This window comes from Brenneria izadpanahii, assembly GCF_017569925.1.
GTDB classification, from domain to species: Bacteria; Pseudomonadota; Gammaproteobacteria; order Enterobacterales; family Enterobacteriaceae; genus Brenneria; species Brenneria izadpanahii.
In genome coordinates, this window is record NZ_CP050854.1 from 3,042,452 (window position 1) to 3,059,463 (window position 17,012).

At 45.9% G+C, this 17,012-nt stretch carries 22 protein-coding genes and 1 tRNA gene; 13 read left to right on the forward strand and 10 right to left on the reverse strand.

Annotated features, from left to right (window positions below; genetic code table 11):
* Positions 1-396 precede the first annotated feature (396 nt).
* Positions 397-813 (forward strand): DUF2946 domain-containing protein, encoded by a 417-nt coding sequence (locus HC231_RS13605; protein ID WP_208227165.1) that lies wholly within the window; start codon positions 397-399, stop codon positions 811-813.
* A gap of 110 nt (positions 814-923) precedes the next feature.
* A complete protein-coding gene (locus HC231_RS13610; protein ID WP_208227166.1) occupies positions 924-2,408 on the forward strand; it encodes a PepSY-associated TM helix domain-containing protein in 1,485 nt (494 codons plus the stop codon).
* Positions 2,409-2,688: 280 nt separating this feature from the next.
* Here HC231_RS13610 and HC231_RS13615 read toward each other — a convergent pair whose 3' ends face one another.
* From HC231_RS13615 to HC231_RS13625, 3 genes are all read right to left on the reverse strand, one after another.
* Positions 2,689-2,952, reverse strand: a complete 264-nt coding sequence (locus tag HC231_RS13615) for a hypothetical protein (RefSeq protein ID WP_208227167.1) — start codon at positions 2,950-2,952, stop codon at positions 2,689-2,691.
* A 164-nt stretch (positions 2,953-3,116) separates the two neighbouring features.
* Entirely contained in the window at positions 3,117-3,395 is a 279-nt protein-coding gene (locus tag HC231_RS13620; protein WP_208227168.1) for a hypothetical protein, read from the reverse strand.
* A 172-nt stretch (positions 3,396-3,567) separates the two neighbouring features.
* A complete protein-coding gene (locus HC231_RS13625) occupies positions 3,568-3,858 on the reverse strand; it encodes a hypothetical protein (protein WP_208227169.1) in 291 nt (96 codons plus the stop codon).
* Between the two features lie 234 nt (positions 3,859-4,092).
* Here HC231_RS13625 and HC231_RS13630 point away from each other — a divergent pair, with 234 nt between their 5' ends.
* From HC231_RS13630 to HC231_RS13640, 3 genes are all read left to right on the forward strand, one after another.
* Positions 4,093-4,278 (forward strand): GhoT/OrtT family toxin, encoded by a 186-nt coding sequence (locus HC231_RS13630; protein WP_208227170.1) that lies wholly within the window; start codon positions 4,093-4,095, stop codon positions 4,276-4,278.
* An 80-nt stretch (positions 4,279-4,358) separates the two neighbouring features.
* Complete coding sequence (locus tag HC231_RS13635) at positions 4,359-4,871, forward strand: 2-thiouracil desulfurase family protein (RefSeq protein ID WP_208227171.1); 513 nt, start codon at positions 4,359-4,361, stop codon at positions 4,869-4,871.
* 157 nt (positions 4,872-5,028) lie between these two features.
* Entirely contained in the window at positions 5,029-5,295 is a 267-nt protein-coding gene (locus HC231_RS13640) for a DksA/TraR family C4-type zinc finger protein (RefSeq protein WP_208227172.1), read from the forward strand.
* 44 nt (positions 5,296-5,339) lie between these two features.
* Here HC231_RS13640 and HC231_RS13645 read toward each other — a convergent pair whose 3' ends face one another.
* Positions 5,340-5,768 carry a universal stress protein gene (locus tag HC231_RS13645; RefSeq protein WP_208231334.1) on the reverse strand — a complete coding sequence of 143 codons (429 nt, stop codon included), beginning with the start codon at positions 5,766-5,768 and terminating at the stop codon, positions 5,340-5,342.
* A 337-nt stretch (positions 5,769-6,105) separates the two neighbouring features.
* On the opposite strand from HC231_RS13645, the gene HC231_RS13650 reads away from it, so the two are divergent.
* Positions 6,106-6,717 carry a LysE family transporter gene (locus tag HC231_RS13650; protein ID WP_208227173.1) on the forward strand — a complete coding sequence of 204 codons (612 nt, stop codon included), beginning with the start codon at positions 6,106-6,108 and terminating at the stop codon, positions 6,715-6,717.
* A gap of 59 nt (positions 6,718-6,776) precedes the next feature.
* Positions 6,777-7,409: a LysE family translocator gene (locus tag HC231_RS13655; RefSeq protein WP_208227174.1), complete on the forward strand. Its 633-nt coding sequence runs from the start codon at positions 6,777-6,779 to the stop codon at positions 7,407-7,409.
* Positions 7,410-7,635: 226 nt separating this feature from the next.
* On the opposite strand, the gene HC231_RS13660 is transcribed toward HC231_RS13655, so the two are convergent.
* The gene (locus tag HC231_RS13660) at positions 7,636-8,580 is read right to left on the reverse strand and encodes a hypothetical protein (RefSeq protein ID WP_208227175.1); all 945 of its coding nucleotides are present in this window, start codon (positions 8,578-8,580) and stop codon (positions 7,636-7,638) included.
* A gap of 759 nt (positions 8,581-9,339) precedes the next feature.
* Here HC231_RS13660 and HC231_RS13665 point away from each other — a divergent pair.
* Complete coding sequence (locus tag HC231_RS13665; protein WP_208227176.1) at positions 9,340-9,726, forward strand: hypothetical protein; 387 nt, start codon at positions 9,340-9,342, stop codon at positions 9,724-9,726.
* A 123-nt stretch (positions 9,727-9,849) separates the two neighbouring features.
* Here HC231_RS13665 and HC231_RS13670 read toward each other — a convergent pair whose 3' ends face one another.
* Positions 9,850-10,155: a hypothetical protein gene (locus tag HC231_RS13670; RefSeq protein ID WP_208227177.1), complete on the reverse strand. Its 306-nt coding sequence runs from the start codon at positions 10,153-10,155 to the stop codon at positions 9,850-9,852.
* A gap of 384 nt (positions 10,156-10,539) precedes the next feature.
* Positions 10,540-10,627, reverse strand: a tRNA-Ser gene (locus HC231_RS13675).
* Positions 10,628-10,852: 225 nt separating this feature from the next.
* Here HC231_RS13675 and yccA point away from each other — a divergent pair.
* Entirely contained in the window at positions 10,853-11,512 is a 660-nt protein-coding gene (yccA, locus tag HC231_RS13680; protein ID WP_208227178.1) for an FtsH protease modulator YccA, read from the forward strand.
* A 107-nt stretch (positions 11,513-11,619) separates the two neighbouring features.
* On the forward strand, positions 11,620-11,949 hold the full coding sequence (gene tusE / locus HC231_RS13685) for a sulfurtransferase TusE (protein ID WP_208227179.1): 330 nt from the start codon (positions 11,620-11,622) through the stop codon (positions 11,947-11,949).
* Positions 11,950-11,958: 9 nt separating this feature from the next.
* Here tusE and yccX read toward each other — a convergent pair whose 3' ends face one another.
* On the reverse strand, positions 11,959-12,237 hold the full coding sequence (gene yccX / locus HC231_RS13690; RefSeq protein ID WP_208227180.1) for an acylphosphatase: 279 nt from the start codon (positions 12,235-12,237) through the stop codon (positions 11,959-11,961).
* 221 nt (positions 12,238-12,458) lie between these two features.
* Between yccX and hspQ the strand changes: the two genes are divergently transcribed.
* Positions 12,459-12,767: a heat shock protein HspQ gene (gene hspQ, locus HC231_RS13695; protein ID WP_208227181.1), complete on the forward strand. Its 309-nt coding sequence runs from the start codon at positions 12,459-12,461 to the stop codon at positions 12,765-12,767.
* 70 nt (positions 12,768-12,837) lie between these two features.
* On the opposite strand, the gene HC231_RS13700 is transcribed toward hspQ, so the two are convergent.
* Complete coding sequence (locus tag HC231_RS13700; RefSeq protein WP_208231335.1) at positions 12,838-13,251, reverse strand: CoA-binding protein; 414 nt, start codon at positions 13,249-13,251, stop codon at positions 12,838-12,840.
* A 230-nt stretch (positions 13,252-13,481) separates the two neighbouring features.
* Here HC231_RS13700 and HC231_RS13705 point away from each other — a divergent pair, with 230 nt between their 5' ends.
* Positions 13,482-14,153 carry a DUF2057 family protein gene (locus HC231_RS13705; protein WP_208227182.1) on the forward strand — a complete coding sequence of 224 codons (672 nt, stop codon included), beginning with the start codon at positions 13,482-13,484 and terminating at the stop codon, positions 14,151-14,153.
* Positions 14,154-14,305: 152 nt separating this feature from the next.
* On the forward strand, positions 14,306-14,764 hold the full coding sequence (locus tag HC231_RS13710; protein WP_208231336.1) for a methylglyoxal synthase: 459 nt from the start codon (positions 14,306-14,308) through the stop codon (positions 14,762-14,764).
* A gap of 67 nt (positions 14,765-14,831) precedes the next feature.
* Here the strand turns inward: HC231_RS13710 and helD are convergent, their stop codons facing one another.
* Positions 14,832-16,886 (reverse strand): DNA helicase IV, encoded by a 2,055-nt coding sequence (gene helD / locus HC231_RS13715; RefSeq protein WP_208227183.1) that lies wholly within the window; start codon positions 16,884-16,886, stop codon positions 14,832-14,834.
* Positions 16,887-17,012 lie beyond the last annotated feature (126 nt).

Here is a 17,012-nt window from a genome sequence, read left to right on the forward strand (position 1 = left end):
GCTTACTTTCCGTGCTAAAAACCTTTCGACCATGCTTACATCAAATCAGTCGCGCATTTACATAAAAATACATAAAAAGCCGCTTGCTCCACTTTGCCTTAACAGCGTCGGCAACAATCTTGCCTCCCGTAACCATTAAAGCGTCATTTATCCAGATGCATGAGAAGATAAAATCCCGATGCGTATTTAACAACTTTCACCGTTACTATATCGGATACCCCTACGCCCTGGCTTCAGGAATATTCCGTTTACCAGGCTGAGTCATCTTCAGGCGATAGCGGTCATATCCATCCCCATCGCGCGATCAATCCGCCACAAAACATTTATGTAACAAAATCAAAATAAATAAGGTACAGTGTCCGCCACTGAATCCGACAACGCTTTAACGCCATATTTATGCTTTTGCCTCCGCGACGGCAGCGAAGTTTCCCGGCCTGGTTCGGTATCTTCGCTATATTAGCCATTTCCATTGCGCCAGTGATTTCACAAACGCTGGTCCACCGCAATCATGGCACCGCCCAAGCGCTGAGCGCATCTGCAACGGAACATCACCATGCCGTGCATGGCGTGTCCGGCGCGCATAATAGCAGCCAGACACGCCATTCTTCACCGCCGAATCCCGCCTCCATGGCCGATCACAACGCCTGCGGCTATTGCGCCCTTTTTTCTTATACTCCCGCGCTGCCAGAAATACACGAGATCATCGTGGCGCTAACACGTTATTTCTCTCATGCCCGCGTTATCCTATGCCTATCCTGCGTTATCCCGTTCGAGAAGTTCTCTTCCCCGGCTCCACGCGCGCCACCTTACTGAATATACGCCGATAAGCCTACGGGCATTTCCAAAACAAACCTGGCTGCAATATTCTTTTCGGATATCGCTTTTGGCTTGGTTATTTTTGCCAACCGACTTCAGAAGGTTTTATGCCGCATTCTAAAAATCAGGCATCGCCAGTCTCTACGCCTAAGGGAGCGTTACCTCCCGCGCACAGCGGGTCATCAAATACCATATCGCCACGCGCCGCGATGCTTGCGTTATTGATTCGTCTTCATTTTTATATCGGTATTTTCGTTGGGCCGTTCATCTTCATTGCCGCGCTTACGGGCACGCTATATGTGCTGACGCCGCAAATTGAAAACCGACTTTATGCGCATCAGCTTTTTACCGAAAGTTATGGCGTTCCCCGGTCGCTGGAGGAACAAATTACCGCCGCCCAAGCCGCGCTCGGACATCACCATGAGGCCAGACTATCCGCCATTCGTCCTGCGCCCGCTCAAGGTGAGACCACCAGAGTGATGTTTGCCCACCAAGGGCTGGGACCATCGGAAAACAGAGCTATTTTTATTGACCCGATCTCACTGGAAATTCGTGGCGATGAAACGGTTTATGGCACCAGCGGCGTCCTACCGTTTCGTACCTGGATCGATTATCTGCATCGGGGATTATTGCTTGGCGATATTGGACGCAACTACAGTGAACTAGCCGCATCCTGGTTATGGGTAGCGGCGTTGGGGGGATTCCTCATATGGGGCGCGACCCGTCGTTCAACCTCGGTCAACAAACGCCGACACAATAAAATGAACCCAACTCCGGCAGCGCAAAAACGGCGATTACGCCACTGGCATACAACCATGGGGCTATGCCTGATGGTTGGTATGCTGTTCTTTTCCGCGACCGGGCTAACCTGGTCGCAGTGGGCCGGTAAAAATATCTCCGTGGCGCGCAACCACTTAGGCTGGCAAACGCCCGCGGTAAATACGCAGTTGATCAATACGCCGATGTCCGCCCACGAACATATGCACGCTGACGAACATGCGGAACATCGCGCCTCGATGCCGCTCCCGCATCCGCAGGGACAGGAAAACGCGCCGGAAATGTTTGACCGGGTATTAGCCGCGGCCAGAAAAGCGGGCATTGATGCGCAGAAGATCGAAATAAAACCGGCCGGTAAAGCTAATCAGGCGTGGACTGTCGCTGAAATTGATCGCGCATGGCCGACACAGGTTGATGCCGTTGCGGTTAATCCCGCAACGCTTGAGATCGTCGATAGAACGGATTTTTCCACTTTCCCGCTGGCGGCCAAACTGACCCGCTGGGGCGTTGATGCACATATGGGCGTTCTGTTTGGTTTACCCAACCAGCTAGTATTAGCCGCTTTCGGCCTCGGGCTCTGCGCAATCATTATCTGGGGATACCGGATGTGGTGGATTCGACGGCCGAAGCCTCAGAGGGGCAACAGTCCCGTTAACACGCTGACCCAGGCACTATTACAAATCCGCCCTTTCCCCAGGCTGATATTGATCGTCGTTACCGCCCTGCTGGCCGTCTGTTTACCGGTTATGGGCGTAAGCCTGGCGTTATTTATATTGATTGATGTGATTCGCTGGCGTCTGAATCGAACGAGCTAACGGCTATTTTCTGAGCACGTCATCATATCCAGCAAAAAAAACCGCCATTGAGAGGGAATCTGTGGCGGTCATGAGAATTATGAGATGCGCTGTCGCGTTTTCTACGTTCGCTGCGACAGAATTTTTGCCGATAATAATCCATTAGATTTAAATTAATGGTTAATTAAAATCCTGGTATTTAACTTCGCCGATTAAATAAATACTAAACAGTAAATCATGCTGTTAAATCCTAAAGCGAAAAAAGGCATAATTTCTTATTCTCTTTGCCGCTTTTATATATTTACACCAAGATTCTGTATGTTTCTTTCCAGTGAGATTCGCATTCCATACGGGCGTTAGGGATATAATGTGATTTCATATGCCACTGTGGATTATCAATAACCCAGGTGGCTATCGCCGTATCATTCAGCAAAACGGTTTTTTGAACATATATAACAGCGAAATACCCACCTTGATGGTCACTCTTGTAGATCTCGTACCGATGACGTCCGGCGTCATCATCTTGTACAAAAACCATGGTTTCTTTAAGAGTTCCCATTAACATAATTGCCTCCACAAATGATATGAATAGCATTTATCGGCAAAAAACGGGGGAACCTTACTGAATTGCATCACAAATTTTAACTTTAGTTACCGGCGGGCAGCATTGCTATATCACAACGAACGGCAACATAGGCGTTATGATATAGCATGCTTGATAAGCGGATATTACTTTTTCTTTGAAGAACTTTTGGCCTTGTCTTTAAGTAATGCTCTGATTTTCTTAATTTCTTTTGGCGTTAACTGCGTTTCTTCGTCTTCTTTCGTGTCTTGATTGTCTACCGCTTCCACTGAGGATGAGTACGAATTTTCACCTTCATCAAAGCTTCGCAGCAACCTTGCACTCACCTCAGCACTGATCGAAACTCCATTCTCCAGTGCTGCAGCTTTAATCTTTTCCTTCAGATCCGACGGGACCTTCAGTGATAGGCTAGATATCTCACTCATTTTATTACCTTTCTCGTGGGATAAAACAACAAGCTATGATAGTCTTTAAACAATGTCCATACTGACATAAAAATTTAATATTTCTGTCATAACTTGATGTGTTATTAATTTACTAATTATTTTTCACTCAAAATATTAGCATGCTTATTTACCCTCGAAAGGAATACAACAACTATCCCTTCCGCTGTCTCCATTCAGCAATCATTTTCGCCGAAATTTCGTTTTTATAGCAAATTGGCGCATATCCGCCGGCGCGACTCCATGCGCTGCGTTTACCGCACTGACTCCCGTTACGGGCGACATTATAAGGACAAGGACAGCGGCCCGGATAAGAAGAAATTGATTCTTGAATAATCAGTTCTTTGACCTGCTCATCAGAAATCTTATGTGGCTGCGCCATAGTATGGATTGACGCAAAAAGCATAATCATAGCCAAGGCCCCAGACCCAAGCACCCTGTTCATAAAAGATATCCCTGTGAAATCAGAAGACCATTTCTATTTCACTGTAGTACAAAACAAGGCCGTTAGCCGGAGATGATGTAGATAAGGCCTTGTCCCAATGCGTCAAAATCAGCTGGCCAAGGCTGGCGGGAAAGTAAGTGAAAGAAGCGATTATGGAATCAATGGGTTAAAAAATTGATCATAAAATATTAACGGCATAGAATGCGGACGCATCTGGAATAAAAGGAAACAAACGTGCCACACCAGACCCTGTGGGAATCAATTAAGCTCATCTACTTCATCGGCTTCGCTATTTCACTATTCGTCACATTCCTGCTAAGCAGAGACAACTCCCTGATTATTAGGATCCTGACATCGTTGTTAATAGGACTTACCTGGCCGTTAAGTTTCCCTGTCGTTTTACTTTTTTCTATTTTTTAGCGAACCCAATCCATGCCGAAGAGTACTTGCGCTTGAAATCAACCCGGCTATGATAGCTATATTTACGCAATATCCCGCCTATGAATAAAATCCTGATTAGCGCCTGTCTATCTGGCTTCCCCGTACGTTATAACGGTTCCGCTAAAAAATCGGTCGAGGCGTATCTTGCGCAGTGGCGAAAGCAATCACGCCTGGTAACGTTTTGTCCTGAATTGGCCGCCGGATTCACCACGCCCCGACCTTCCGCGGAAATTATTCCCACACGGGACGGAAACGCGGTAATCGCACAAGGCGCCAGAGTTATGGAGGCAAGCGGCGAGGATGTTACTGAGCGCTATATTCTAGGTGCCTGGCTAACCTTGCAAATGGCGGAACAACATAGCTGCCGCTTTGCGTTACTGACGGAAGGAAGCCCATCTTGCGGCAGCAACGTGATATACAGCGGTAAGTTTGACGGTACGCAAACGTCAGGAAATGGCGTGACGGCCGAACTGCTGAAGGCGCATGGCATAGAAGTGTTTTCAGATAAGAATATCGACCAGTTGATTGCGCGCGTTGAATACGCCGATCGTTACGAAAATCACGCTGGCTGACGCCGACTAGTTCAGGAAGGCCATCGCGCCGCAAGCGCCGCCTGTCGGCGGCTTTTATCTTCACTTTCATCAAAACAATTGCCGGATTTATTCTTGAATCGTACAAAATCCCCCCAATACTAAGAAAGAAAAGGTTCACTATTCTCCGGAGGTAATCATGGCTAGTGGCTGGTCAAATGATGGGGCCGTTCAAGATCAAATTGATGCTACCGTGGATGACGCCATCGCGCATGCTCGTCGTCAGTTAAATAACGGGGAAAGCGCACATTACTGTGATGAGTGCGGCGTCCAGATTCCGGAGGCCCGTCGTAAGGCCTTACCCGGGGTACGATATTGCATCGAATGCCAAGAGCAGTTTGACAAGAAGAATATCCTAAACAGCGGCTATAACCGACGTGGCAGCAAAGATAGTCAATTAAGGTAAGTCACCGGCTTATTCTGCACGACAGACATAAGCCGGCAATCAATCTAACGAACGACCAATACCGATGTTTTGGCATGCCGGACAATCGCGGCGGCATTCGATCCAAGCAGGTAGGTTTTTACATCCGGCCGGCGGGAACCAACAACGATCAGATCGGCATTGATTTCCTGCGCCAGTTGCAATACCTCATCTCGCGGCGTACCGAAGCTCACGCTGAATGACAGACGGGAAGCAGGAAGATCAATAGTTTTAATGAGCGCTTTCAATCTGTCGTTAGCTTTAACCACGGCTTCATTCTCAAACTCTTTTATGCCGAAAGAATAAGCGGACAAAAACGCCGAGGCATCCGGCAGCGCATGAAAAAGATGCACCGTGGCATCAGATACTTTTGCCAGCTTTACCACATGGATTAGTGCGTTTTTGGTTAATTCATCTTCTTCAATATCAACAGGCACTAAAATAGTTTTATACATGACAGCCTCTTTCTTTGTGAACCGTTCATAGAAAAAGACTAGCTCGCCTTGCCATTCAGTACCATGATCTCGTTCACTTTTATTCGGCAAACGTTATTTCCGTTAATATATTGCATCAATCCGCCGGCCATTCCACCAGCATTTCCCATGAGGTCTTCACAGATTTTCGCCAGAAAAATCTGACCAATCTATCCGAAATCCGAACGCTTCAGCCGACTCATTCCATCAGACATAAGCAACGCGATGAATTCCAATATATTTTGATAATAGGTTTGTAAATTCTGTACATTATCAATATGGTTTTACATTTCAAACAAGGCGGAATGGCACGGAAAGTATGGTACTGACCATTTTAACCATATCAGGAGCAATTCTCCTGGGCGCGATGAGCCCAGGACAAAGCTTTATTTTAGTGGCCAGAACCGCAGTGGCCTCTTCACGTAAAGCCGCAATGGGTTCAGCACTCGGCATGGGAGTAGGATGCCTGATTTTCGCCGCTATCGCGTTACTGGGCTTCCATTCAATTTTGACATTGGTTCCATGGCTGCACACAGCTTTAAAAACGGCTGGCGGCCTTTATCTGATATGGCTGGCAATAAAGATGTTTAGTAGGGCCGGGACGCCATTGACCGTTGATACGTCACCCACCGCAGAAATGAGTTTCGGAAAAGCGTTTATTACCGGATTGCTTACTCAGTTGAGTAACCCGAATACCGCAATAGTTTTCGGCAGCATTTTTGCCGCAATATTGAGCCATAAAATACCCATATTCGTATACATGGTATTACCTATCATCGCATTTCTGATTGACTTGCTGTGGTATGGGTTTGTTGCCTATGTACTTTCAGCCGACAAACCACGCCATGTTTACCTAAGCTATAAAGCATCACTGGATCGAATGAGCGGATGTGTAATGGCCATTCTCGGTTTTCGTCTTATCATCCGCTAATACAAGGAAATATATTTATATGATCTGTTTATCCGCCAATGCGCAAATGGGGAGCACCTATGTCTGATACTACTAACTATATTGCTTTTTCTCTCATCTGTTTAGGTATGGTGCTTGCCCCTGGCCCAAACATGATCTACCTGGTTTCCCGTTCCATCTGCCAAGGCCGGATTGCCGGACTGATTTCACTGGGCGGCGTTGCCCTGGGCTTCATCTTTTATATGCTTTGCGCGGCTTTCGGTCTTACCGCTCTGGTGATAGCCGTCCCCTACGCCTATGACGCTATTCGTTTTGCCGGCGTAATTTATCTGTTATGGCTGGCTTGGCAGGCGATTCGTCCCGGCGGCCATGCCGTTTTCCAATTACGGGATTTGCCTAAAGATAGCCCGCGCAAATTGTTTCTCATGGGACTATTCACCAACCTACTGAACCCGAAAGCCGCGGTACTCTATCTCTCGCTATTACCGCAGTTTATCGATCCGGCTAAAGGCAGCGTTTTTGCGCAGTCTGTTACGCTGGGTTTTACCCAGATCTCCATCAGCGTATTCGTTAATGCGTTAATCGCTATTGCCGCGGGTTCTATCGCGAATTTTCTTATGAGACATCCGAAATGGGGAGTATTTCAACGCTGGATGATGGGGACAATACTGGCATCGCTGGCAGTAAAAATGGCAACTGAAGCTCGGCGTTGAGCCCGGCGGCTGTTTAGGGGCTGGCTGATGGTTTTCAAAGCCAGCAAGCACTACACGTGTTTATTATATATGTTGGCCGGCTCGCCGCGCGCAGGCCAACATCTGGCGTCAATCCTGAGCCGGCAGGAAACCGCCACGCCCTCTATATTTGGCTGCGGGATGGGCGAAGCGGTTACTTTACAGTCAATAGTCGGCTCAATGACTTATTGCCCTATACCTCTATATTTTAGCTATTTGCTACCGGGGCTAAGGAATTTATCTCTTCCCACGACAGAGACAAAAAATTATTTTTTTGTAATTCGGTGATACCGTATAAACGGTCCCGAATCAGCCCAAGATTATTTTCAGCATGGAATAAGTAGACAGCGATGAGATAGTCATAGATGAACTTTCCGAAACCGGTATCACCAAAGTACAACTGATAGGCATCCTGAATTTCTTTTTTAAACAAGTTCCATTCTTCATCATTTATCATATTACACGTAAGCCCCCAGCGAACCAGCATGGCCGCGCGTTGCAGATTAAATGCGACAAAAGGTATTGTAGTATTATGATGTTTTTCAAGTTGGGTCAGTGTTACTGCTGAAAATTTATCCAAAATGGAAATGGCATCACTAAATATTGATTTGACATCCGGTCTATTTTCTTCTGGTAGAGAACTCAACAAACCTCTGACAAAATTAATAAGTTTTGTTTTCGTATCTATATCATAACTTAACACAAGATAATCATAAGCAGAATTGCATATAATTCCTAATTCGTTGGTTTTTTTATTGACAGTATAAGCTTCTCGGCTATTTATATAAGATCTGGCATGCTCTACACGATTGTTTCGCATATCACCCACATCCATTAGACAAGATAGTTTCACCACTAATGCATCCGACTCATCCATAAGAGGATAACGAACATCATTATTAATTCCATTAGAAATTTTCGGCATGCCATCTTTAAAGTTATAATTCGTCAAAATACCAAAGAATAATTGAAGAATCACCACCACAAAGAAAAAACCAAAAAACCAAAAAAAGTAAGTGTGAAATCTAGACAAATCTATGCCAAAAAAATGTTCAACACCACGAAGCGAGTAATGGACCGCTGCCAACATAATAGCCAGCACTGCTGTCACCAGCAAAAAATTTCTTATAATTGGCTTATAAATAACAAACATAAATTTCCCTTATAAATATATTTTTCATTACAATAATTAAATAGAGAAGCAGTGAAAATTGCTCATAGAGAATTCATCGTCGCTCCATTTCGCCCAGAGCCACAGCTGCATGGGGATAATCCTGAAGGCGATCGTTTTTTTGTTGGCGCTCGGCCCAAACCCGAACATCCTAATAACTGACTCACACACTATGCGCATTACGCCATTAGGGAAGCATACTCCGGAGGTGCTCAATAACGTCTTTATTCGTGTTACGTTCATGACCGCGCTTGCCTTCCCTCGCCTCCTCTTGTTGTCCCCTAAACTATCTCAATGTATTTACTACTAATTTTCACATGTTGCAACATCTAAGGATTATTTTTAAAGATACGGTAAGAAGGGGATAAAAATGAATAACCAGAGGCAGAAATTATGATAACAAGAGACTAAGCCTCGTCAGGAGATCATCTTCCAGCGTTTCATCCCGCCTGTTGGTAATGGATTTCGTTAAAGAGAAATTTATCTAGGCGAAGAAGAAGAAAATCTGTAGCTCCAGATGCTGGACACGATAAACGTATTGCAGAAAACGATAAGTTCGATGAGGTGCTGGACGTCTATGTCTATGTTTCACGCATTGAGTATGAAAAACGCACAAAAAACAGGTCTTCCATCTAAAGCAGCCTAAGCATTTTTACCCCTTAAATAATAAAACCTGTCTAGAACTGTAGAATTAATTCTGATAAAATCTTAACCAGCATTCTTATAACATAACGCTAAGCATTGGAGGCTAAACTGTATATATATACCATTATTATATTAACAGCTATGTTATATGCTGTTTTTATAATATATAGAAAAAACAAACAGAAAAGAGAAAGAAACAGACTCGTTGAGCCTTTGGTGTTGTTTTTTGAAGAAAGGCACAGAGAACTTGAGACTGGGAAACTTAACTTAACGGAAAAGGTTCAATTCAGTGTGATTAAAAACGTCATCAAGTGTTTAGATCAGAATGAAAAAGAAGAGTTCCGTAAGCATTTAAAGTCATATAGGGAAATTAAAGAACGTTTAATCGATAAAAAATATCACGAAAACGAAAAGACGTTATTACTTAAACGAGCAAAAAATCATATTGAAGACATACTAAAAGCTATACATATTCAACCATAAATACGTATGGCAGATAATAATAACAAATTCATGCTTACCGCAGCATGGGCGTGGGTATTTATGTGAAAATTCATTGAACACTCCAGCAATCTATTTTTCCTGCGGGTCTAAATATCACTCAATTTATATATTATTTCTTTTATTTATTAATTCATCCCTATCCCACCCCGCAGCACACTGGTACGCTGGCTCGTTCCAATTGCCATCAATAATTTCACTTATAACAAAACGGCCATCTTTTTCAAAAGCCGGATACCAACCGACATCTACTATATAACCAGATTTAAATGTGAGTAATAATAAATCCTCATCTAAAACCATTAATTGTTCATCTATTGTTTTATAAAAATCAATAGATGATAACTCATCAAATATATTGGCGATATCAAGTTCAAAATCTATTCCTAAAATAGTATAGATTTTCTTCATTTCAACAGTTTCCTCGCAACATCGCCATCGATAGGATGAAAATGTACCATACCTTGCGATTCTTTCGTCACAATACACTTTGTTTCTATAAACCATTACTTTGCTGCTTTTATGACTTCTATTGTTTTTTCATCCGCGTCCCTTCGTGTCGTTCGCTGAAATCTCTCAATGGGTTTACTACCGATTCCAACACGTAGCAACGGCTAAAGATCAATTTTTGAAGATACGAAGATGAAGGGGGGAAAATAAGCAATCAGGGAAAAAAGATGAAAAAACAGAGGGGCCAGAAACAAAAAAAGCCCCTTTCTACGGAGCTTTTATGCTGCAGTTTATGCAGAATAAAACCAACGAACCACCTTCAATTCATTGATTTTATTGAATGAGTGGCGGAGGAGTAGAGATTCGAACTCTAGAACGCTTTCGCGTCGCCGGTTTTCAAGACCGGTGCCTTCAACCACTCGGCCACTCCTCCGCAATGACGCGCACTATAAACAGAGAGCCGGGGCTTGTAAAGCATCATTGTGCTCAATTGCCTGAAAAATAGTCTTTTATGGCTCGAATGGGCGCAAAATCGCCATAATGCTCATAAATATATCAACTTACAGCGTAAAGAAGGGTAAAACGCCTTTAATAACGTTTGGTAACTATTTACTCTTGGGTGTTGAATAATGGCCCCCTGAAAGAGAGAGTCGCTAATATGGATCGTAGTATTGTTTCATCAACCCGCGAAAGCTCGTTGCTTAGCACCCATAAGGTATTGCGCAATACCTATTTCCTGCTATCGCTGACATTAGGCTTTTCCGCCGTCACGGCAACGGCCAGCATGGCGCTTAATCTGCCTGCGCCCGGCTTGATATTAATGCTGGTCGGTTTTTATGGTCTGATGTTTTTGACTCACAAGCTGGCAAATAGCCCGGCAGGCATTCTGGCCGCCTTTGCGCTGACGGGGTTCATGGGATACACGCTGGGCCCGCTATTGAGCATGCTGATATCAGCCGGTTCCGGCGACATTATTATGCTTGCGTTGGGTGGTACGGCGCTGGTGTTCTTCTGTTGTTCAGCTTATGTACTGACAACCCGTAAGGATATGTCTTTCCTGTCCGGCATGTTGATGGCCGGCTTTGTGGTACTGGTGGTCGCCGTGATCGCCAACCTGTTCCTGCATATTCCGGCGCTGCATTTAGCCATCAGCGCGCTGTTTATTCTATTTTCCGCCGGCGCGATCCTCTGGGAAACCAGCAACATCATTCATGGCGGTGAAACCAACTATATTCGGGCGACAGTCAGCCTCTACGTCTCGATTTATAACGTTTTCGTCAGCCTGTTAAGCATTCTGGGCATTATGCGTAACGATTAATCATCACCAATGACGGATGAAAGCCCCGCTCTGCGGGGCTTTTGTTTATTCTTAGCAAAAGAATTTTTTGTTAAACTGACGCGGTGTCACATTACGCCTGAGGAAATATGTTGGAGTTTGAAGGCCGAACCATTGAAACGGATGCTCAGGGATACCTGATGAACAGCGCTGATTGGAACGAAGCTCTAGCTTCGGTATTAGCAGAGCAGGAAGGTATTTCGCTTACTGACGCACATTGGGAGGTCGTCCGGTTTGTCCGGGCATTTTATCTGGAGTTCAATACATCGCCGGCCATTCGCATGTTGGTTAAAGCGATGGCGCAAAAATATGGTGAAGAAAAAGGCAATAGCCGCTATCTATATCGATTATTCCCCAAAGGCCCGGCGAAACAGGCAACCAAAATTGCAGGCTTGCCCAAACCAGTCAAATGCATATAGGCGTTGACGTTAATAGCGAATGTTAAAACCTTTATAATCAGCTTTGCCATGTGGCTCAGTGAGGACCTTTTCCACCCTGGCGCTGCGTGGCCCCCCTTGTTTCAGCCATTCGACCAGTTGTTCAACAGCCTGATGCTCGCCGCAGGCGATAACCTCAACGCTGCCATCGTCACTGTTGCGTACATATCCGTTAAGGCCTAGCTGCATAGCCCGGTGCTGCGTACTATAGCGAAAACCGACCCCCTGAACCATGCCATAAACGTAGGCGGCTATGGATACTGTTGACATCTCCCCTCTCCTATTTTCTTTTAATCATTGTTGGGCTTCGTCTATGTGAAGCAACCACCTATGAACCCGGCGGTATCAGCCCAAAAATGACTCATACTAATATCATAGTATTCAACCAAAGAATTCTGTGCAAAAAATAAGCTTGCGAACTGTTCGCACTACTTGAAAAAGCTGAAAGCGCCCCCCATTTAGAGAGTGTTGTAGATTTCTCAGGAGATTATATGATCATCTGTAAATTTGGAATCGGGCAGCAGATTCGTCATAAACTACTGGGGTATCCGGGTGTCGTTATTGATATCGACCCCGAATATTCATTAGAAGCACCTAAGTGGGAAGAATTAAACGCTCACGATACGCTGCGAACGGCTCCCTGGTATCATGTCGTAATGGAAGATGATGAAGGGCAGCCTATTCATACTTATCTGGCGGAAGCCCAATTAATAAAAGAAGAACCATACCAGGACGAACATCCTTCATTAGAAGAACTGGCAAAAGTTATTCAACGCCGGGCACCGCAGTTACTCCATTGATGCATGCCTTATGACCGATCAGTCAACATTTACCGGTTATGGCGTTAAACCGGTAAATGCGATCGGCGCTTTATTTTTCTAACCCCAGACGTGGGATTTCAATTTTAGGACAGCGATCCATAACAACCCGCAATCCCGCAGCGCGAGCCAAACTCGCAGCCTGTTCATTGACCACGCCGAGTTGTAGCCACAATACCTTAGCGCCAATGTCGATTGCCTCTTGAGCGATCCCATACGCGGCTTCCGGTTGACGGAATACATCGACCATATCCACGCGTTGCGGAATTTCAGCCAGACTGGCATAGACCTTTTGTCCCTGTAAAACCTGCCCGGCCAACTTGGGGCTAACGGGTATAACTTCATAGCCCTGTTCAAGCAGATAAGCCATTACGCCATAGCTTGGCCGCGTCGTTTTTTCGCTAGCCCCCACAAGTGCAATGGTTTTTACCGTTTTAAGTACGAATTCAATATCACTGTCTTTTATCATGCTCAGTACCTTTTACGTTATGCTTTACAAAGTATCGTACATTTTTCAACAAAGGGATGGATATCATATTGATTTAAAAAATTTTTATACCGTGTAATCAAGCATTAAAGGGGAAACCTTCCATTACATTCATCATATGAAATAACGCCGATTTACAAATTGAAATTTTTGACACATTCCGATAATTGCTCAACAATACTCGGATCAATTGACTTTTGGGGATGTTAATGAAATCAGGCTTTGCCATTGTGTGCCTTTTCATTGCGGGTATGAGCATGCCGGCCATCGCAACCACGCTGAAGTTGGATCAGAACATCGAGCTTATCGTGGTGGACGGGCAGAAGGTATCAGGTTCGCTTCTGAAGGGCGCGGACAGCCTTGAGCTTGACAACGGGCAACATCAAATTCTTTTTAAAGTAGTGAAAACCGCCGGCGCGGCAGCCAACCCTAAGATAACCTACACCTCCCCTGCATTGATTGCGATATTCGATGCCCAAAAACTGGCGTCGGTTTCGTTTAAATTGCCGCCACTGGAAACAAAACAGGAACGTAAAAAGTTCGACCAGCAGCCCAATTACCAGTTGATAGACGGAAATCATCAAATCATTCCCACCCGTATCGATATATTGAACGTTACCGATGATGAACTGGCGCATCATATCGAAAAAAAGATATCCGAGTATAACTCGGCAAATCATAATGCGTCCGTTGCTCGCTTTGCTGCGGCCAAACCTTCCGTGAAAACCGACCGGCCGGAAGAGTGGCCGGTGACGGACGCGCTTGACGACCCGACCCCCTCCAGCACGTTATTTTCAATCATGCAGTATTGGTTTCAAATGGCAGATAAAGAAACCCAACAGCTATTTCTTCACTGGATGCATGGGAAAGATACCCACTAAGTCGCTAACGTGGTGATTTTAAGCGCAATAACATCAGATTTTTGGTGAATGCTCTCATTTTCTCTTTTTATTACTTTTCACTGAAACAGGGGTTCAGTACTCTGTTTTTTTACCACACCGATAGCTATACCATACCGATGAAGGACGTAACCATGGAGTACACCACCCGCACTATCGCCGCACATAAACATATCGCCCTGGTCGCGCACGATCACTGCAAGCAATCGCTTTTGAATTGGGTCGGAACCAATAAAGAGGTACTTGCCGAACATAAGCTTTATGCCACAGGGACAACGGGTAATTTGATCCAGTTGAATACCGGCCTTCCTGTCAAAAGCATGCTGAGCGGGCCGATGGGCGGCGATCAACAGGTTGGTGCTTTGATCTCCGAAGGAAAAATAGATTTGATGATCTTCTTTTGGGATCCGCTTAACGCCGTACCGCACGATCCGGATGTTAAAGCGTTGCTACGGCTGGCCACCGTCTGGAATATCCCGGTGGCGACAAACCGCTCGACGGCGGATTTCCTGATTAATTCAGAGCTGTTTAAACATCCCGTCGAAATCGCTATCCCTGATTATCAGCGTTATCTCAAGGATCGTCTGAAGTAACCGCACTCGCATATTCTGTCATAAACAGGCGGACGCCGCATCGTCAGCCTGTTTACCACTTTTCTTATCAAGGTTTACGCTGCGATGGCACACCCAGCTTACGTAACTGTTCGATAAAGACCGAAGGATTTTTACTATCCTGCAATAACCACACCCGATGCTTGGCTCTGGTCAATGCGACATACAGTAAGCGGCGCTCCTCCGCATCAGGAAAATCTTCAGGCTCAGGTAAAAGCACCTGTTCAAGAACGGATTCACGCGCGGGCGCCGGGAACCCATCTTTCCCGTCATGCATGCCGACAATAATCACATATTCTGCCTGTTGACCTTTGCTGGCATGAACCGTCATAAAGTCGATATGCAGATTCGGCCATTTTGTCGCGGCCTTTTGCAACACCGCCGGGCGCAGATGATGATAGCGGGACAGAACCAGAATGCGTTCGTCTGGCTTAACGAAACCGCTTAATTTATCCAACAAAGGCTCCAGTTGCTCCTGAGGAAGGATCGTTATTGCTTTTTTATCCCCTTTATTCAGACTATTAAGCGGTTTTTTTAGTTGATGGGGATTCTGTTGAATGAACTGATTGGCAACTTCGCCGATGCGTTCATTAAACCGATAAGTCGTATCCAGCGCACACTGTTCGCTCACGCCAAAATTTTGTTCAAAAGCCGTTGTCAGCGATAACTCAGCCCCGCTGAAGCGATAAATGGCCTGCCAGTCATCACCTACCGCGAATAAGCATGTCCTGCTGTTTTGCCTGCGCAAAGCGGACAACAGAGCCGCGCGCTGGGGCGAAATGTCCTGAAACTCATCCACCAGGATGTGCTTCCACGGGCTGATAAAACGCCCCTTATCCAACAGATTCACCGCCTGATGGATCAGGCCGGAAAAATCTACGGCATTCTCATCTTTCAATGCTTTCTTCCAGGCTTTCAATAGCGGCGCCATCAGCCGGATTCGCTGCTGAAATAACGGACGAATATCTTCCGGCGCTTGTTCCACCATTTCATTCTGGCTGCCTCCATGCATGCGCATCAGACCGATCCAACGCTCCAGGCGTCCCGCCAAACGATCGGCCAAAGCCTGATCGCGCCAGAAATCGCCTTCGGGAAGAGTCCACCCTAGTTCGTCCGTCAGCCATTGACGCCAACCTTTAGCCTGCGTTTTCTTCTCCGAGCATTGCTGTCGCCAATTTACTATCAGTAACTCTCGGCGCTTTTTCCCATCGCTTTCCAACTGGCTGATCTGCGGCGCTTTGCGACTGCATTGCTCAATAATGTGCAACGCCAGAGCATGAAAGGTTTTCGCCTGAATATCTTTCGTGTGCAACCGGACTTGAATACGTTCATTCATTTCTTCCGCCGCCTTACGCCCAAACGCCAACAGCAGAATTTGCTCCGGAACCGCGTCTCCACGATGCATTAACCAAGCGGCGCGAGCCACCAATACCGACGTTTTACCGCTGCCAGCCCCGGCCAGCACCAATACCGCATCCTCGCCATTGATTACCGCTTTACATTGCGCGACATTCAACGGCGACGTTTCTACCGACTGAAAGAAATCCTGCTGCGCCACCAGCGTGCGCTCCATCCATTTCTGATTGCATTCCGTACGCCGTATGGCGCCGCGATCGAGCCACTGCTGACAAAGCTGATAGTTATCCCGGCAAATCTCAAATGCATCGAGCCGGGCGATAGGCAGCGGAAGGGACGCCAGCGTATCGCAAATATTCTCCTGCAATTGCGCCAACGCCTTGCGGTCAAACCAGTCATCCTGCTGTTCCAGCATGTGGATTTCGTCCGCTTGTTTTTGCAGCACATCAGCGCTCACCAGGCTCATTTCCTCGCTCCATGATTGCCAGGACTTGAGTAAGTAACGGTAAAACGCTTGTGTTTCCTGCCACTCGGTGCCGTGTAGCCGCACAACTTTATCAGCCGGGAGTTCAAACTCCAGCTCTCCCCATACCAGCCCCCTTTTACAATGAATATTCAAAAGCTGGTTGAACGGGATAATGTATTCATGTTTATCGCCACTCACTTCGACGCCCGCGTTAAGCAGCCTCACCCGGTTATATGGGTGCTGCGCCAAATGCTTACCTAAAGATGTTGATTTAAGCTCCATTATATTTGCGCCATGAATATTGTGAGATTTCGATCGCCTATCCTCGTAGTTTACCTGTTATCCGCATTTACGCTCTAGCCTTAAAAACAGGTTAGGATATCTCGATAGTTAATGTAATAATTCTTT

What these genes read in the sequence shown, in the direction of transcription:
- HC231_RS13640 (WP_208227172.1), top strand. Translation starts at nt 5,029, where the DNA reads ATGGCTAGTGGCTGGTCAAATGATGGGGCCGTTCAAGATCAAATTGAT.
- HC231_RS13645 (WP_208231334.1), bottom strand. Translation starts at nt 5,768, where the DNA reads ATGTATAAAACTATTTTAGTGCCTGTTGATATTGAAGAAGATGAATTA.
- HC231_RS13705 (WP_208227182.1), top strand. Translation starts at nt 13,482, where the DNA reads ATGAAATCAGGCTTTGCCATTGTGTGCCTTTTCATTGCGGGTATGAGC.
- HC231_RS13655 (WP_208227174.1), top strand. Translation starts at nt 6,777, where the DNA reads ATGTCTGATACTACTAACTATATTGCTTTTTCTCTCATCTGTTTAGGT.
- HC231_RS13650 (WP_208227173.1), top strand. Translation starts at nt 6,106, where the DNA reads ATGGTACTGACCATTTTAACCATATCAGGAGCAATTCTCCTGGGCGCG.
- HC231_RS13660 (WP_208227175.1), bottom strand. Translation starts at nt 8,580, where the DNA reads ATGTTTGTTATTTATAAGCCAATTATAAGAAATTTTTTGCTGGTGACA.
- HC231_RS13610 (WP_208227166.1), top strand. Translation starts at nt 924, where the DNA reads ATGCCGCATTCTAAAAATCAGGCATCGCCAGTCTCTACGCCTAAGGGA.
- HC231_RS13605 (WP_208227165.1), top strand. Translation starts at nt 397, where the DNA reads ATGCTTTTGCCTCCGCGACGGCAGCGAAGTTTCCCGGCCTGGTTCGGT.
- tusE (WP_208227179.1), top strand. Translation starts at nt 11,620, where the DNA reads ATGTTGGAGTTTGAAGGCCGAACCATTGAAACGGATGCTCAGGGATAC.
- hspQ (WP_208227181.1), top strand. Translation starts at nt 12,459, where the DNA reads ATGATCATCTGTAAATTTGGAATCGGGCAGCAGATTCGTCATAAACTA.
- yccA (WP_208227178.1), top strand. Translation starts at nt 10,853, where the DNA reads ATGGATCGTAGTATTGTTTCATCAACCCGCGAAAGCTCGTTGCTTAGC.
- yccX (WP_208227180.1), bottom strand. Translation starts at nt 12,237, where the DNA reads ATGTCAACAGTATCCATAGCCGCCTACGTTTATGGCATGGTTCAGGGG.
- HC231_RS13635 (WP_208227171.1), top strand. Translation starts at nt 4,359, where the DNA reads ATGAATAAAATCCTGATTAGCGCCTGTCTATCTGGCTTCCCCGTACGT.
- HC231_RS13620 (WP_208227168.1), bottom strand. Translation starts at nt 3,395, where the DNA reads ATGAGTGAGATATCTAGCCTATCACTGAAGGTCCCGTCGGATCTGAAG.
- HC231_RS13625 (WP_208227169.1), bottom strand. Translation starts at nt 3,858, where the DNA reads ATGAACAGGGTGCTTGGGTCTGGGGCCTTGGCTATGATTATGCTTTTT.
- HC231_RS13615 (WP_208227167.1), bottom strand. Translation starts at nt 2,952, where the DNA reads ATGTTAATGGGAACTCTTAAAGAAACCATGGTTTTTGTACAAGATGAT.
- HC231_RS13670 (WP_208227177.1), bottom strand. Translation starts at nt 10,155, where the DNA reads ATGAAGAAAATCTATACTATTTTAGGAATAGATTTTGAACTTGATATC.
- helD (WP_208227183.1), bottom strand. Translation starts at nt 16,886, where the DNA reads ATGGAGCTTAAATCAACATCTTTAGGTAAGCATTTGGCGCAGCACCCA.
- HC231_RS13710 (WP_208231336.1), top strand. Translation starts at nt 14,306, where the DNA reads ATGGAGTACACCACCCGCACTATCGCCGCACATAAACATATCGCCCTG.